At 66.6% G+C, this 15613-nt stretch carries 10 protein-coding genes and 2 rRNA genes; 6 read left to right on the forward strand and 6 right to left on the reverse strand.

All coding sequences use genetic code 11. From position 1 onward, the window contains the following. Positions 1–235 precede the first annotated feature (235 nt). Complete coding sequence (locus ACLFA2_RS07300) at positions 236–481, forward strand: hypothetical protein (protein ID WP_426622291.1); 246 nt, start codon at positions 236–238, stop codon at positions 479–481. Between the two features lie 15 nt (positions 482–496). On the opposite strand, the gene ACLFA2_RS07305 is transcribed toward ACLFA2_RS07300, so the two are convergent. Further along, positions 497–1501 carry a LacI family DNA-binding transcriptional regulator gene (locus ACLFA2_RS07305; RefSeq protein ID WP_426622292.1) on the reverse strand — a complete coding sequence of 335 codons (1005 nt, stop codon included), beginning with the start codon at positions 1499–1501 and terminating at the stop codon, positions 497–499. A gap of 150 nt (positions 1502–1651) precedes the next feature. Here ACLFA2_RS07305 and ACLFA2_RS07310 point away from each other — a divergent pair, with 150 nt between their 5' ends. The 4 genes from ACLFA2_RS07310 to ACLFA2_RS07325 are packed head-to-tail and all read left to right on the forward strand — an operon-like array spanning position 1652 to position 6727. Further along, positions 1652–2902, forward strand: a complete 1251-nt coding sequence (locus ACLFA2_RS07310) for a sugar ABC transporter substrate-binding protein (RefSeq protein WP_347124468.1) — start codon at positions 1652–1654, stop codon at positions 2900–2902. Between the two features lie 2 nt (positions 2903–2904). Next, positions 2905–4026: a carbohydrate ABC transporter permease gene (locus ACLFA2_RS07315; protein ID WP_426622293.1), complete on the forward strand. Its 1122-nt coding sequence runs from the start codon at positions 2905–2907 to the stop codon at positions 4024–4026. Then, on the forward strand, positions 4023–4865 hold the full coding sequence (locus ACLFA2_RS07320; protein WP_021198443.1) for a carbohydrate ABC transporter permease: 843 nt from the start codon (positions 4023–4025) through the stop codon (positions 4863–4865). The genes ACLFA2_RS07315 and ACLFA2_RS07320 overlap by 4 nt, the downstream gene beginning before the upstream one ends. Continuing rightward, on the forward strand, positions 4862–6727 hold the full coding sequence (locus ACLFA2_RS07325) for a glycogen debranching N-terminal domain-containing protein (protein ID WP_426622294.1): 1866 nt from the start codon (positions 4862–4864) through the stop codon (positions 6725–6727). Before ACLFA2_RS07320 ends, ACLFA2_RS07325 begins: the two co-directional genes overlap by 4 nt. An 86-nt stretch (positions 6728–6813) precedes the next feature. On the opposite strand, the gene hutI is transcribed toward ACLFA2_RS07325, so the two are convergent. Genes hutI through hutH form a run of 3 tightly spaced genes read right to left on the reverse strand, consistent with a single transcriptional unit; the run spans position 6814 to position 11233 of the window. Further along, the gene (gene hutI, locus ACLFA2_RS07330; RefSeq protein WP_426622295.1) at positions 6814–7977 is read right to left on the reverse strand and encodes an imidazolonepropionase; all 1164 of its coding nucleotides are present in this window, start codon (positions 7975–7977) and stop codon (positions 6814–6816) included. A 12-nt stretch (positions 7978–7989) separates the two neighbouring features. Beyond that, positions 7990–9699 carry a urocanate hydratase gene (gene hutU / locus ACLFA2_RS07335; RefSeq protein WP_426622296.1) on the reverse strand — a complete coding sequence of 570 codons (1710 nt, stop codon included), beginning with the start codon at positions 9697–9699 and terminating at the stop codon, positions 7990–7992. Beyond that, a complete protein-coding gene (gene hutH, locus ACLFA2_RS07340; protein ID WP_029260162.1) occupies positions 9692–11233 on the reverse strand; it encodes a histidine ammonia-lyase in 1542 nt (513 codons plus the stop codon). Before hutH ends, hutU begins: the two co-directional genes overlap by 8 nt. A 148-nt stretch (positions 11234–11381) precedes the next feature. Here hutH and ACLFA2_RS07345 point away from each other — a divergent pair, with 148 nt between their 5' ends. Continuing rightward, positions 11382–12119, forward strand: a complete 738-nt coding sequence (locus ACLFA2_RS07345) for an IclR family transcriptional regulator (RefSeq protein WP_292777204.1) — start codon at positions 11382–11384, stop codon at positions 12117–12119. 123 nt (positions 12120–12242) lie between these two features. Here the strand turns inward: ACLFA2_RS07345 and rrf are convergent. Both rrf and ACLFA2_RS07355 read right to left on the reverse strand, forming a co-directional pair. Next, positions 12243–12359, reverse strand: a 5S ribosomal RNA gene (gene rrf / locus ACLFA2_RS07350). A gap of 108 nt (positions 12360–12467) precedes the next feature. Beyond that, positions 12468–15572 (reverse strand): 23S ribosomal RNA (locus ACLFA2_RS07355). Positions 15573–15613: the final 41 nt, after the last annotated feature.

Below are 15613 nucleotides of genomic sequence, written 5' to 3' on the forward strand. Positions count from 1 at the left end.
AGAGCGATCGCTACTTCCGGCTCCTTCGTCTCATGACGATGGAGATGGCACTGAGCACCGCGAGAAAGATCAGCGTGAACCACATGATTTCCACGGTTCCACCATACGCACGCCTCTCAATCGCGCGGCACCGAGTCGAGCAACCCGGGGAAGAGCGCGTCGAGATCGTCGCGCCGCAGCGTCAGCATCCGGCCGATCCCTGCCGTTCTATCTCGTCGCGGCTGCCGCGACGGGCATGGGATTCGGCACGGCGTTCTCGGGCGTCGTGGCGTCGCTGGCACCGCGGATCCCGGCGACGCAGCGCGCCGACACGTTCGCCGTGATCTACCTGCTGGCGTACCTCGCGTTCGGAGTACCGGCGGTCACCGCCGGCTCGCTGGTCGGGATCGTCGGCCTCGAAACGGTGTGCGTGGGGTACGGGATCGTCGTGATCGCCCTGGCCGGGATCGCCTTCGCGCTGCGTATGCGCCGCGCGGCATAGAGGCTCGGGCGCCGCTCAGCGCACGACGAGCTCGGGGGCGATCAGTGCGTGTGCCGACCCCGCCTGCAGGGTGCGCGGGGCGACGATCTCGCCCGTCGGACCCATGAGGAGTTCGAGGACCGCCGTCGCCACGTCCTCCGGACGCTGCTCGACACTCGAGAAGCCCAGCGCCTCGGCGGTCGGCGTGTTGTCGAAGCCGATCACCGGCAGCGAGAGCCCCGCGGCGGCGACCGCCAGCAGCGCGCCGACCGCGAGCGAGTCGCTGGCGCACACCAGGGCATCCGGTGCCCGCCCCGCGGCGAGCGCCGCATCGACGACGGCGCGGGCGAACGGAACCCCCTCCTCCGCCGTCAACCGCGCGCCCTGGGCTCCCGCCGCGGCCATCGCCTCGCGCCAGCCGCGCTCCCGGTCGTCACCCGTGCCCGATCCCGTCGGCCATCCGAGGAACGCGACCCTGCTGCCGCGGGTCAGCGCGTGCTCGGTCGCGGCGCGCGTTCCCGCGGCGCCGTCGACATCGACCCAGAGGTGGCGCGGGTCGGCGATGTCGTCCTCCCCCCACGGCCGACCGAACGAGATGAAGGGCAGCCCGTCCTGATCGAGGCTGCGCACGCGCGGATCGTCGCGCGAGGTGCCGGTGATGATCGCAGCGTCGATCTCCGACCCCTCCCAGAGCTCCGACAGTCTCTGGATCTCTTCTTCCCGGGTGCGTGCGGCATAGACGAGCATCCGCATCCCCCGCTCGCTCGCGCGCTCGGTGATCGCGTGCACGAAGCGGTCGAGGACGACGCCGGAGATCCCGCCGAGGTACGGATCGAGGCGGATGCCGATCGTCGAGCTGCGCCGCAACCGCAGCTGTCGCGCGGCCGCGTGACGTCGGTAGCCGAGCTCGTGGATCGCCGCGATGACACGCTCTCTGGTCGCCGGGCGGACGATGTCGGGAGTGTTGAGCACGTTCGAGACCGTCTGCCGGGAGACGCCCGCGCGCTCGGCGACGTCTTCGACGGTCGGCGCCTTCGCCATCGCACCTCCTCGTTCACGCCCGGGTTGACACTTCCCGCGACTCCCGCTTAGCCTATTCCACGCAGAGTTTGATCGTTCAAATTTCTGCGACGAACCCGCACGGTCCTCCCGAGGCCGTCGCCCGCAGTGACTCATCAAAGGAGAGAGACCATGACACGGCACACCACTCGCGCAGTCCTCGGCACCGGGGCGGTGCTGCTCACGAGCGCGCTCGTGCTCACCGGCTGCGGCTCCGGTTTCGCCGGAGACGACACCAAGGCCGACGGCGAGGGGCTCACCTCCTCCGACGACGCGCTCACGGTGCTGATCGGCTCGTCCGGTGACGCCGAGACATCCGCTGTGCAGTCCGCCGTCGACGCCTGGTCGGCCGAATCCGGCATCAAGGCGAAGGTGCAGACCGCGACCAACCTCGACCAGGAGCTGTCGCAGGGCTTCGCCGCCGGCGACCCGGCCGACCTGTTCTACCTCTCCGCCGACCAGGCTTCGGGCTACGCGGCCAACGGATCGCTCAAGGCCTACGGCGACGAACTCGCCAACAAGGACGACTTCTACCCGTCGCTCGTCGAGAACTTCACGGTCGACGGCACGTTCTACTGCGCGCCCAAGGACTTCTCCACCCTGTCGCTCATCATCAACACGCAGATGTGGACCGACGCCGGGCTCACCGACGCCGACCTCCCGAAGACCTGGGACGACCTCGCCGCGGTGGCGCAGAAGCTCACGACCGCGGATCACGTCGGTCTCGCCTTCGGCGCCGAGTACCAGCGCGTGGGCGTTTTCATGGCACAGGCGGGCGGCGGTCTCGTCGACGACGGCACGGTCATCGCCGACGATGCCGCCAACGTCGAGGCCCTGGACTACGTGAAGTCGCACCTCGTCGACGGCACGTTCGCGTACGCCAAGGATGTCGGGGCCGGATGGGGCGGCGAAGCGCTCGGCAAGCAGTCCGCCGCCATGGTGATCGAGGGCAACTGGATCACCGGAGCGCTCTCGAACGACTACAGCAGCCTGCAGTACACGGTCGCCGAGCTTCCCGAGGGCGCCGCCGGCAAGGGCACGCTGCAGTTCACGAACTGCTGGGGCATGGCTGCCGACAGCCCGAACCAGCAGGCCGCCCTCGACCTGGTCGAATACCTGACGAGCGCCGACAGCCAGCTCGCCTTCTCGAAGGCATTCGGTCCGATGCCGTCCATCAAGTCCGCCGCCGCGGACTGGACCTCGGCGAACCCCGAGCTGGAGCCGTTCCTCGCAGGCGCGGAGTACGCGCAGTTCCCGCCGAACCAGGCCGGGACCGCCGACGTCATCGCCGACTTCAACTCGCAGCTCGAGTCGCTGAAGACGTCCGACCCGAAGACGATCCTCGACTCCGTCCAGTCGAACCTCGAAGCGGTCGTCAAGTAGCCATGGCGATCAAGGCAGCGCCTCGCCGCGGCAGGGCCTCCGGGCTCCGCCGCGGCGAGGCGGCAGCCGGATGGCTGTTCACGGCGCCGGTGATCGTGATCCTCGGCGTCTTCCTCCTCATCCCCGTCCTCATGGCGCTCTGGGTGAGCGTCTCGGACTGGGGCGGTCGCGGCAGCCCCCTCTCCGGCTCGGTCTCGTTCGTCGGCGCCGACAACTTCGCCGCCGTCCTCACCGACGGCGGTCTCGCGACCAAGGATTTCGGCACATCGCTGCGCAACAACGCCTGGTACGTGCTGCTCGTCGTCCCGCTGCAGACCGCGCTCGCACTGTTCCTCGCGATCCTCGTGAACCGCGCCATGCTCCGTGGCCGGGGATTCTTCCGCACCGCCTATTACTTCCCCTCCGTGACCAGCACCGTCGCGATCACCGTGCTGTGGATGTTCCTCTTCACCTCGAGCGGAGCCGTCAACGATGTGCTCTCCTGGTTCGGCATCAACGGCCCCAACTGGTTCAACGATCCACGCGGCATCCTGCATCTGGCGCTCGGCACGGTCGGCGTCGATGCCGGCCCCGCGGCCCTCACCCAGGGCGGCGCGCTCGGAGTGTCGTGGTGGGAATGGCTCGCCGGCCCCTCCGTCGCGATGAGCGCGTACATCCTGATGGCGATCTTCACGACCTCCGGAACGTTCATGCTCATCTTCCTCGCCGGTCTCCAGAACCTCGGCGCCGACGTCGACGAAGCCGCGATGATGGACGGCGCGAACGGCTGGCAGCGGTTCTGGCGCATCACGCTGCCCCAGCTGCGCCCGACCCTGTTCACCGTGCTCACCCTCGGCCTCATCGGCTGCTGGCAGGTGTTCGACCAGATCTACACGGGCACCAGGGGAGCACCGAGCAAGACCACGCTCACCCCGGCCTACCTCTCGTACCAGACCGCGTTCCAGAACCAGGAGTGGGGGCAGGGTGCCGCCATCGCGTTCATCCTGTTCGTCATCATCGTGATCTTCACGCTCCTGCAGCGATGGGTGCTGCGTGATCGGCCGGTCTCGAAGCGTCGCATCCGCGCGTACGCGTCATCGTCCTCGTACGCGTCATCGCCCCCGTCGAAGGGAGCCTCGTCATGAGGCGGCTCTCGTCGAAGCAGCTGACCTGGCAGATCGCGCTCTACGCGCTGCTGATCATCCTCGCGGTCATCTACATCTATCCCTTCCTGATCCAGGTCGCGACGAGCTTCAAGACCGATGAGGATGCCGCGTCCAGCGGGATCACGCTCATCCCCGACGTATGGACGTTCGCCGCGTACGAGCGCCTGTTCCGCAACTCCGACTTCCCCTCGTGGTTCGTGAACAGCGCGATCGTGACGATCTTCGTCACGGCCGGGCGCGTGTTCTTCAACTCGCTCGCCGGGTACGCACTGGCTCGACTCCGCTTCCGCGGGCGGGGTGTCGTCTTCGCCGCGCTGGTCGCCGTGATGTCGGTGCCGACCGTCGTGCTGCTGATCCCCAAGTTCCTCGTGATCAACCAGCTCGGCATCTTCAACTCGTATGCCGGGATGATCCTGCCGCTGCTCGTCGACGCGGCAGGGGTGTTCATCATGAAGAACTTCTTCGAGTCGATCCCCGAGTCGGTCGAGGAGCAGGCCCGCATCGACGGTGCCGGCACGTTCCGGTTGTTCTGGTCGGTGGTGCTGCCGATGGCGACGCCGGCGCTCGTGACGATCGTGATCCTGTCGTTCCAGGGCTCCTGGAACGAGCTCAGCCACTTCATCGTGTCCACCAACGACCCCGCCCTGACGACCCTGACCAAGGGCGTCGCATCCCTGGCCAGCGGCGGACTCAGCCAGGGCACCCAGTACCCGCTCAAGCTGGCGGCCGCACTCATCATGACGATCCCCGTCGCCGTGATGTTCTTCGTCTTCCAGCGCCGCATCATGAACTCCACAGAAGGAGCCGTCAAGGAATGACCCCCACCCCGCCCCTCCAGCCGCTGCTGGACGACGCCGTGATCATGCTCGAGGCACCGACCCAGGCATGGTCCGACGATGTCGGCCGCATGGGCACCGCTCCGATCCACGGCATCTACCACGGCGACGTGCGACACATCCGGAGCATCGAGACCACGGTCGACGGCACCGCGCTCGAATCCATCGGATGCACGTCGCCGGTGCCGCAGCAGGCGCTCCTGACGGATCTGCTCCGCGGGCTCGACGACGAATCGGCCGATCCGAAGGTGCGGATGGATCGCGACCGGCGGGTCGCCGCCGGTGCCTTCTCCGAGCGGATCACGGTCGCGTCGCACCTCGGCACCCCGGTTCCGATGACCCTCACCGTGCGCATGGTCCCGGACTTCGCGCCGATGCAGCAGGTCAAGGCCGGGCTCGCCGCCGATGCGGCCTGGACCTGGGACGGATCCGTCTGCCGCGCGGGAGAGGCGTCGTTCGCGCTCACCGCCCCCGAGGCCACGGTGGCCGAGGACGGAGACGCCCTGGTGCTGCGGTGGGATGTGGTGGTCCCACCGCGAGGCTCTGCCGCCATGGTCTGGACGGTTGACCTCGACGACCCCTCCCTCGTCGTCACCGCCGCGCTGTCGTCGCGCGCGCCGCAGCCGACCGTTCCCGCCGACTCGCGCGCGGCGCGCTGGATGGAGCAGGCAACCGCGGATCTCTCCGCGCTCCGCCTCGCCCTGCCCGCGCACCCGGAGGACGCGTTCTACGCCGCCGGAGCGCCCTGGTTCTTCACGCTGTTCGGACGGGACTCGCTCTGGGCCGCACGGCTCGCGCTCGCGATCGACCCCGACATGGCGGCCTCCACCCTGCGCGTGCTGGCGCGCCTGCAGGGCACCGCGCACGATGCGTCGACGGCCGAGGCACCAGGCAAGATCGCGCACGAGCTGCGGAGCGGCGCCCTCTCGCTGCCCAACGAGGGCGTGCATCTGCCGCCGCTGTACTACGGCACCGTCGACGCGACTCCGCTCTGGGTCTGCCTGCTCGCCGACGCCCATGCCGAGGGGATGTCCGAGCGCGAGGTGCGGGCATTGCTCCCGGCTCTTCGGGCGGCGCTCACCTGGATGACGGTGCACGGCGACGCGTCAGGCAGCGGCTTCATCGACTATGCGGACGAGTCGGGCCACGGCCTCGCGAACCAGGGGTGGAAGGACTCGGGCGACTCGATCCAGTGGCGCGACGGGCGCCTGGCCAAGGGCCCCATCGCCCTGAGCGAGGTGCAGGGCTACGCCTACGAAGCCGCCATCCGTGGTGCCGACCTGCTCGACACGTTCGGTGAACCCGGCGCGGCCGAGCTCCGGACGTGGGCCGCAGACCTGCGCGAACGCTTCCGCGCCGCCTACTGGGTGACCACGCCCGAGGGCCGCTACCCGGCCATCGCCCTCGACGCGCACGGCGCCCCCGTCGACACCCTCACGAGCAACATCGGACACCTGATCGGAACCGGCATCCTCGACCCGGAGGAGGAACAGGCCTGTGCGGCCCTGTTGACCGCACCGAGCATGTCGAGCGGCTACGGCATCCGCACGATGTCGACCGGAGCCGCCGGCTACTGGCCGCTGAGCTATCACGGGGGCAGCGTCTGGGCACATGACACCGCGATCGCCGTGCACGGCATGATGCGCGCCGGGCTCGACACCGACGCGCGGATGGTCGCCGAGCAGCTGCTCGACCTCGCGGAGGGCTTCGAGTACCGCGTTCCCGAGCTGCACGCGGGCGATGCCCTCGTTCCCGGTGGCGCGCCCCTTCCCTATCCCGCGGCCTGCCGCCCGCAGGCATGGTCGGCCGCAGCCGCGGTCGTCGTCGCGCAGGCTCTGGACTGAAGCGGGTCGATCGGCTGAGCGGGTCGATCGGCTGAGCGTTCGGCGGTTGGGCGGTCGGCGGTTGGGCGGCCGGCGGGGGTTCGGCCTCAGCCGATCGTCCGGCCGTCCTTCCAGACGGTGCGCACGAGCGGCACTCCCGGACGGTAGGCGAGGTGGATGCGCGTCGGTGCGTCCAGCAGCACGAGGTCGGCGCTGGCACCGGGCGCGATCATGCCGATGTCGTCCCGACGCAGCGCCTTCGCGCCGCCGGCGGTCGCCGCCCACACGGCTTCGGCCGGGGTCATCCCCATGTCGCGCACGGCGACCGCGATGCAGAAGGGCATCGATGAGGTGAAGCTCGAGCCCGGGTTCGTGTCGCACGCCAGCGCCACGGTCACTCCTGCGTCGATCAGACGGCGCGCGTCCGGATACGGCTGCCGCGTCGAGAACTCGACTCCCGGCAGCAGCGTGAGCACGGTGTCGGAGCCGGCGAGGGCATCGATGTCGGCATCCGTCAGGTACGTGCCGTGGTCGATGGATGCCGCGCCGAGCTCGACGGCCAGCCGCACGCCCTCGCCCGGGCCGAGCTGGCTCGCGTGCACGCGGGGCGCGAGTCCGCGCGCGATGCCAGCCTCCAGCACGCGCCGCGACTGCGCCACCGTGAACGCACCGGTCTCGCAGAAGACGTCGATCCACTTCGCGTGCGCAGCGCAGGCGTCGAGCATGGGACCCGTGACCAGATCGACGTACTCGTCGGCGCGGTCGGCGTACTCCGCCGGGACGACGTGCGCCCCGAGGAATGTCACCTCGGGCGTCACCTCGGCGGCCAGGCGCACCAGGCGCTCCTCGTCGGCGACGCTCAGCCCGTAGCCGCTCTTGATCTCGACCGTCGTGGTGCCCTGTGCGAGCATCTCGTCGAGGAAGCCCCGCAGACGTGCGCGCAGCTCGTCATCGCTCGCGGCGCGGGTGGCGGCGACGGTGGAGCGGATGCCGCCCGCGGCGTACTTCTGCCCCGCCATGCGCGCCTCGAACTCGGCCGCGCGGTCGCCCCCGAAGACGAGGTGGCTGTGGCTGTCGACGAAGCCCGGGATCACCGCGCGACCCCCGGCGTCCACGACCTCGTCGGCGGTCGGCGCCTCCGCGGCGGCGCCGACCCACGCGACCCGCCCGCCCTCGATCAGCACCGCGGCATCGGTCAGGGTTCCGGTGATGTCGTCACCCGTAGTGACGTTCGTGGTCAGTTCCGCGATGTTCGTGATGAGCGTTGCCATGTCCTGAGCCTCTCAGAGCATCGGCACCTTGAGGCCGCGCTCGCGGGCGACCTCGCGGGCGTGCTCGTAACCGGCGTCCACGTGACGCATCACGCCGGTACCCGGGTCGTTCGTCAGCACGCGCTCCAGCTTCTCGGCCGCGAGTTCCGTGCCGTCGGCGACGGTGACCTGACCGGCGTGGATGGAGCGGCCGATGCCGACACCGCCGCCGTGGTGCAGCGACACCCACGAGGCGCCGGAGGCCGTGTTGAGCAGGGCGTTCAGCAGCGGCCAGTCGGCGATCGCGTCGGAGCCGTCCTTCATCGCCTCGGTCTCGCGGTACGGCGATGCCACAGAGCCGGAGTCGAGGTGGTCGCGACCGATCACGATCGGAGCTGACAGCTCGCCCGACGCGACCATCTCGTTGAACTTGAGTCCGGCGAGGTGGCGCTCCTTGTAGCCGAGCCAGCAGATGCGGGCGGGCAGCCCCTCGAAGTGCACCTTCTCGCCAGCCTTCTCGAGCCAGCGGTGCAGGGCGGCGTCTTCGGGGAAGAGCTCGGCGATCGCGCGGTCGGTCTTGTAGATGTCTTCCGGGTCGCCGGAGAGTGCTGCCCAGCGGAACGGTCCACGTCCTTCCTCGAACTGCGGGCGGATGTACGCCGGCACGAATCCGGGGAACTCGAACGCGCGGTCGAAGCCGCCCAGCTGCGCCTCGGCGCGGATCGAGTTGCCGTAGTCGAACACCGCGGCCCCCGCGTCCTGGAAAGCCACCATCGCCTCGACATGAGCGGCCATCGACGCACGCGAGCGGCGGGTGAACTCCTCGGGGTCGCGCTCGGCTTCCGCCTTCCAGTCCGCCACGGCGATGCCGAGCGGGAGGTAGGCGAGCGGGTCGTGGGCGCTGGTCTGGTCGGTCACGATGTCGATCGGCACACCGCGACGCCGCAGCTCGGGGAACACCTCGGCCGCGTTGCCGACCACGCCGACCGAGAGGGCGTCGCCCGCCTCCTTGGCGGCGACCACGCGGGCGACGGCCGCGTCGAGGTCGGTCGTGTACTCGTCGAGGTAGCCGTGCTCCACGCGCCGGATGAGACGGGACTCGTCGACGTCGACGATCAGCACCACCCCGTCGTTCATGGTCACGGCCAGCGGCTGGGCACCGCCCATTCCGCCGGCTCCGCCCGTGAGGGTGAGCGTGCCACGGAGCGAGTCACGGCCGAGCGAGCGGGCGACGGCGGCGAACGTCTCGTAGGTGCCCTGCAGGATGCCCTGCGTGCCGATGTAGATCCAGGATCCGGCGGTCATCTGCCCGTACATGATGAGGCCGAGCTCTTCGAGCTTGCGGAACTCCGGCCAGGTCGCCCAGTCGCCCACCAGGTTCGAGTTGGCGATGAGTACGCGCGGTGCCCACTCGTGCGTGCGGAAGACGCCGACCGGCTTGCCCGACTGCACCAGCAAGGTCTCGTCGGGCTCGAGCTCGTCGAGGGTGCGCACGATCGCGTCGTATGCGTCCCAGCTGCGGGCGGCCTTGCCGGTGCCGCCGTAGACCACCAGGTCTTCGGGGTGCTCGGCCACCTCGGGGTCGAGGTTGTTCATCAGCATGCGCTTGGCGGCTTCCGCGCCCCAGCTCTTCGCGGTCCGCTGGTTGCCCCGGGCGGCCCGGACGACGCGGGGTCCGGAGACCGGAGCGGCGGATGCGGTGGTGTCGGATGCGGTGGTGTCGGATGCGGTGGACTCAGCCATGAGCGTGCTCCTTTGCGATGCGGGCGACGTCGCCCGACTGGACGAGGGCGGTGACGGCTTCCATCTCCGGCGAGAGGAAGCGGTCGGGTCCGGGGCCGTCGGCCACGGTGCGGACCAGGTCGCGCACGGCTCCGGTCGCGGGTCCGGCCTGCAGCGGGGCGCGCAGGTCGAGGGCGCGGGCGCCGGTGAGGATCTCGATCGCGAGCACGCGGCCGAGGCCGTCGATCGCCCGGCGCAGTTTGCGGGCGGCCGCCCATCCCATCGAGACGTGATCCTCCTGCATGGCCGAGGAGGGGATCGAGTCGACGGATGCCGGCACCGCGAGGCGCTTGAGCTCGGAGACGATCCCGGCGGCCGCGTACTGCGCGATCATGAGGCCGGAGTCGACTCCGACCTCGTCCGCGAGGAAGGGAGGAAGCCCGTGGCTGCGGGCCGGATCCAGCGCGCGATCCGTGCGACGCTCGGAGACCGAGGCGACGTCGGCGACCGAGATCGCGAGGAAGTCGAGGACCGCCGCGACCGGAGCGCCGTGGAAGTTGCCGTTCGACTCGATGCGTCCGTCGAGGGTGATGACGGGGTTGTCGATGACACTGGCGAGCTCGCGTCCGGCGATCAGTGTCGCATGGGCGAGGGTGTCGCGCGCGGCGCCATGCACCTGGGGCGAGCAGCGCAGCGAGTAGGCATCCTGCACCCGGCCGTCGTCCGGCCCCTTGTGGCTCGCGACCATGGGGGAGTCACCGAGGAACGCGCGCAGGTTGGCGGCGGATTCGGCCTGACCCGTCTGCGCACGAAGCGCCATCAGGTCAGCCGCGAACACCGCGTCGGTGCCGAGCTGCGACTCGACCGACATCGCCGCGGCGAGGTCGGCGGTGAGCAGGAGCGTCTCGAGGTCGTGGAGTGCGAGCACCAGCATGCCGAGCATGCCGTCGGTGCCGTTGATGAGCGCGAGCCCCTCCTTCTCGACGAGGGTGAGCGGCTCGATGCCGGCGGCGGCGAGGGCCTCGGTGGCGGGGAGCAGTGCGCCGGATGCATCGCGGACCTCTCCCTCCCCCATCGCAGCCAGGGCGATGTGGGCGAGAGGTGCGAGGTCGCCGGAGCAGCCGAGCGAGCCGTACTCGCGGACGACAGGCGTGATGCCCTCGTTGAGCAGCGCGGCGTAGGTCTCGACAACGACCGGACGCACGCCGGTGCGGCCGGAGGCGAGGGTCTGCAGCCGCAGGAGCTGGAGTCCGCGCACGACCTCGCGCTCGACCTCGGCCCCGGTGCCCGCGGCGTGCGAGCGGATCAGGCTGGCCTGCAGCTGCATGCGACGGTCGGGGGCGATGAAGGTGGTCGCGAGAGCGCCGAACCCGGTGGACACGCCGTAGTGCGGGTTCGGGTCCGCCGCGAGACCGTCGATCACGCGACGGGTGTCGGCGACGCGCGCGAGCGCATCCGCGTCGAGCTGCACGGGTGCGTTGCGACGGACGACGGCGACGACATCGGCGGGAGACAGCGGGGCCGCTCCGACCAGCACGGGGGCGAGTTCGGTCATGGTTCGATTCCACACCCGACGTGTGGCCGGGGACACCCGTTCGTGCAATGCTGTGTCTGTGATCCCAGACAACGCGAAGAGCCCTCAGGTGCCGGAGGTGGGGGTGCCGGCGGTGGAAGCGCTGACCGCGCAGCAGCCGACCGCGCAGGTGCCTGCGGCGGAGAACACGCTCCGCATCCTGAGCTATCTCGCCGGACGGCCCGCGCCCGTGGCGGCGTCGGCGATCGCGCGCGAGCTCGAACTGCCCCGGTCCACGGTCTATCACCTGCTCACCACCCTGGCCGCTCACGGATTCGTGCTGCACCTGCGCGAGGAGAGACGCTGGGGGCTCGGCACCTCGGCTTTCGAGCTCGCCGGCGGATACACGCGCCAACAGCCTTTGGCGCGAAGGGGCCGTCCTCTGGTGGCTGCGCTCTCGGACCGGTTGGGGGAGAGCGCGCACCTGGCGGTGATGAGCGGTGGGGATGTGCTGTACATCGTCGAGGAACGCGCACCTCGGAGGCCGGCGTTGGTGACGGATGTGGGTGTGCGGCTTCCCGCGCACCTCACGGCTTCGGGCCGCGCGATGCTGGCGGCGCTCCCCCGCGAGCAGGTGCGGGCACTCTATCCGGACGTCTCGGCGTTCCCCGATCGCACGGGACTCGGGCCTCGCACGCCGCGCGAACTGCGCGAACTGCTCCGCGATGTGCGGACGAGGGGATATGCGACGGAGAACAGTGAGATCGCGGACGGGCTGCGCAGTGTGGGCGCTGCAGTTCTCGATGCTGCCGGCTGGCCGGTTGCCGCGGTGGCGGTGACGTGGGGCCGTGCGGATCTGGATGAGGACCTGCTCGCTGCCGCTGTGCAGGAGTGCGCGGCCATGCTCGAGGCACGTCTGAAGCGCTGAACTGCGTCGCGACGGTCGTGTCAACGCAGAAGAGCCACCCCACGAGGGATGGCTCTTCGTGCTCTCCTCGAGCACAACGCAAGAAAGCCACCCAGCATTGGGTGGCTTTCTTGTTTAAAAGGAGTCCGGCGGTGTCCTACTCTCCCACAGGGTCCCCCCTGCAGTACCATCGGCGCTGTGAGGCTTAGCTTCCGGGTTCGGAATGTAACCGGGCGTTTCCCTCACGCTATGGCCGCCGAAACACTATTGATGTTTCAATCAAACACATAACAAAGTCATTGTTGTTATGCGGTTCTCGACCGTACATCGAGAACCACTCAGTGGACGCGTAGCACCAACAAACGGTGTGTTATCAAGTCATCGGCTTATTAGTACCAGTCAGCTGCATGCATTACTGCACTTCCACATCTGGCCTATCAACCCAGTAGTCTGGCTGGGAGCCTCTCACCCGAAGGTATGGAAATCTCATCTTGAGGCCGGCTTCCCGCTTAGATGCTTTCAGCGGTTATCCATCCCGAACGTAGCTAATCAGCGGTGCTCCTGGCGGAACAACTGACACACCAGAGGTTCGTCCAACCCGGTCCTCTCGTACTAGGGTCAGATCCTCTCAAATTTCCTACGCGCGCAGCGGATAGGGACCGAACTGTCTCACGACGTTCTAAACCCAGCTCGCGTACCGCTTTAATGGGCGAACAGCCCAACCCTTGGGACCTACTCCAGCCCCAGGATGCGACGAGCCGACATCGAGGTGCCAAACCATGCCGTCGATATGGACTCTTGGGCAAGATCAGCCTGTTATCCCCGAGGTACCTTTTATCCGTTGAGCGACAGCGCTTCCACAAGCCACTGCCGGATCACTAGTCCCGACTTTCGTCCCTGCTCGACCTGTCAGTCTCACAGTCAAGCTCCCTTGTGCACTTACACTCGACACCTGATTGCCAACCAGGTTGAGGGAACCTTTGGGCGCCTCCGTTACTTTTTGGGAGGCAACCGCCCCAGTTAAACTACCCACCAGGCACTGTCCCTGAACCGGATTACGGTTCGAAGTTAGATATCCAGAGTGACCAGAGTGGTATTTCAACAATGACTCCACACGAACTAGCGTCCATGCTTCAAAGTCTCCCACCTATCCTACACAAGCCACACCGAACACCAATACCAAGCTGTAGTAAAGGTCACGGGGTCTTTCCGTCCTGCTGCGCGTAACGAGCATCTTTACTCGTAATGCAATTTCGCCGAGTTCGCGGTTGAGACAGTTGGGAAGTCGTTACGCCATTCGTGCAGGTCGGAACTTACCCGACAAGGAATTTCGCTACCTTAGGATGGTTATAGTTACCACCGCCGTTTACTGGGGCTTAAATTCTCAGCTTCGCCTTGCGGCTAACCGGTCCTCTTAACCTTCCAGCACCGGGCAGGCGTCAGTCCGTATACATCGTCTTGCGACTTGGCACGGACCTGTGTTTTTAGTAAACAGTCGCTACCCACTAGTCTCTGCGGCCTCCAAACGCTTTCGGGAGTAAATCCCTATACGCCGAAGGCCCCCCTTCTCCCGAAGTTACGGGGGCATTTTGCCGAGTTCCTTAACCACGATTCTCTCGATCTCCTTGGTATTCTCTACCTGACCACCTGAGTCGGTTTGGGGTACGGGCGGCTAGAACCTCGCGTCGATGCTTTTCTTGGCAGCATAGGATCACCCACTTTTTATCCGCATCGTGTCTCAGCCTATGTGAATCGCGGATTTGCCTACGACTCGGCCTACGCACTTGCACCAGGACAACCATCGCCTGGCTTGGGCTACCTTCCTGCGTCACACCTGTTAATACGCTAACCGCACCAGAATGGGGTCGTGCGCTAGGCCCAGAGCGTCACCCCGAAGGGATCAGTCACTGGGATTCAGACACTTAGCACTACTGGATTAGCTTGGGCGGTTCTTCGCCGGTACGGGAATATCAACCCGTTGTCCATCGACTACGCCTGTCGGCCTCGCCTTAGGTCCCGACTTACCCAGGGAAGATTAGCTTGACCCTGGAACCCTTGGTCTTTCGGAGGACGTGTTTCTCACACGTCATTCGCTACTCATGCCTGCATTCTCACTCGTGTAGCCTCCACGGCTGGTTTACACCGCCGCTTCGCTGGCCACACGACGCTCTCCTACCCATCAACACGGCTGGACCACGAAGGCCTACCAATAATGTCAATGCCACAACTTCGGTGGCGTGCTTGAGCCCCGTTACATTGTCGGCGCGGAATCACTTGACCAGTGAGCTATTACGCACTCTTTCAAGGGTGGCTGCTTCTAAGCCAACCTCCTGGTTGTCAAGGCAACTCCACATCCTTTCCCACTTAGCACGCGCTTTGGGACCTTAGTTGGTGGTCTGGGTTGTTTCCCTCTCGACTATGAAGCTTATCCCCCACAGTCTCACTGCTGCGCTCTCACTTACCGGCATTCGGAGTTTGGCTGACGTCAGTAACCTTGTAGGGCCCATCGGCCATCCAGTAGCTCTACCTCCGGCAAGAAACACGCAACGCTGCACCTAAATGCATTTCGGAGAGAACCAGCTATCACGAAGTTTGATTGGCCTTTCACCCCTATCCACAGCTCATCCCCTCAGTTTTCAACCTAAGTGGGTTCGGTCCTCCACGACGTCTTACCGTCGCTTCAACCTGGCCATGGATAGATCACTTCGCTTCGGGTCTAGGACATGCGACTGAATCGCCCTATTCAGACTCGCTTTCGCTACGGCTACCCCACACGGGTTAACCTCGCCACATATCGCTAACTCGCAGGCTCATTCTTCAAAAGGCACGCTGTCACCCCTACTAAGGAGGCTCCAACGGTTTGTAAGCAAACGGTTTCAGGTACTATTTCACTCCCCTCCCGGGGTACTTTTCACCTTTCCCTCACGGTACTTGTCCGCTATCGGTCATCTGGGAGTATTTAGGCTTATCAGGTGGTCCTGACAGATTCACACGGGATTTCACGGGCCCCGTGCTACTTGGGATACTCTTCGCGCCAAGAGAGGCATTTCGACTACGGGGTTGGCACCCTCTATGACCGGCCTTTCAAGACCGTTCGTCTATACCTTCTTGTAACGCCGCCACCTCGGCAGAGATGACTGAAAAGTCCCACAACCCCCAACGTGCAACGCCTGCCGGCTATCACACACGCTAGGTTTAGCCTGTTCCGGTTTCGCTCGCCACTACTAACGGAATCGCGGTTGCTTTCTCTTCCTGTGGGTACTGAGATGTTTCACTTCCCCACGTTCCCTCTACCCGCCCTATATATTCAGGCGGGAGTCACTAGGTCGGCACGCCGCCCAGCGGGGTTTCCCCATTCGGACACCCTCGGATCAAAACTTGCTTATCAGTTCCCCGAGGCTTATCGCAGATTGCTACGTCCTTCTTCGGCTCCAGATGCCAAGGCATCCACCGTTTGCTCTTAAAGACTTGAAATCACATGAGTTTGAATCAAAAACTCGACCCCATCCGAAGAT

This window comes from Microbacterium sp. As-52, assembly GCF_049949185.1.
Taxonomy (GTDB): domain Bacteria; phylum Actinomycetota; class Actinomycetes; order Actinomycetales; family Microbacteriaceae; genus Microbacterium; species Microbacterium maritypicum_A.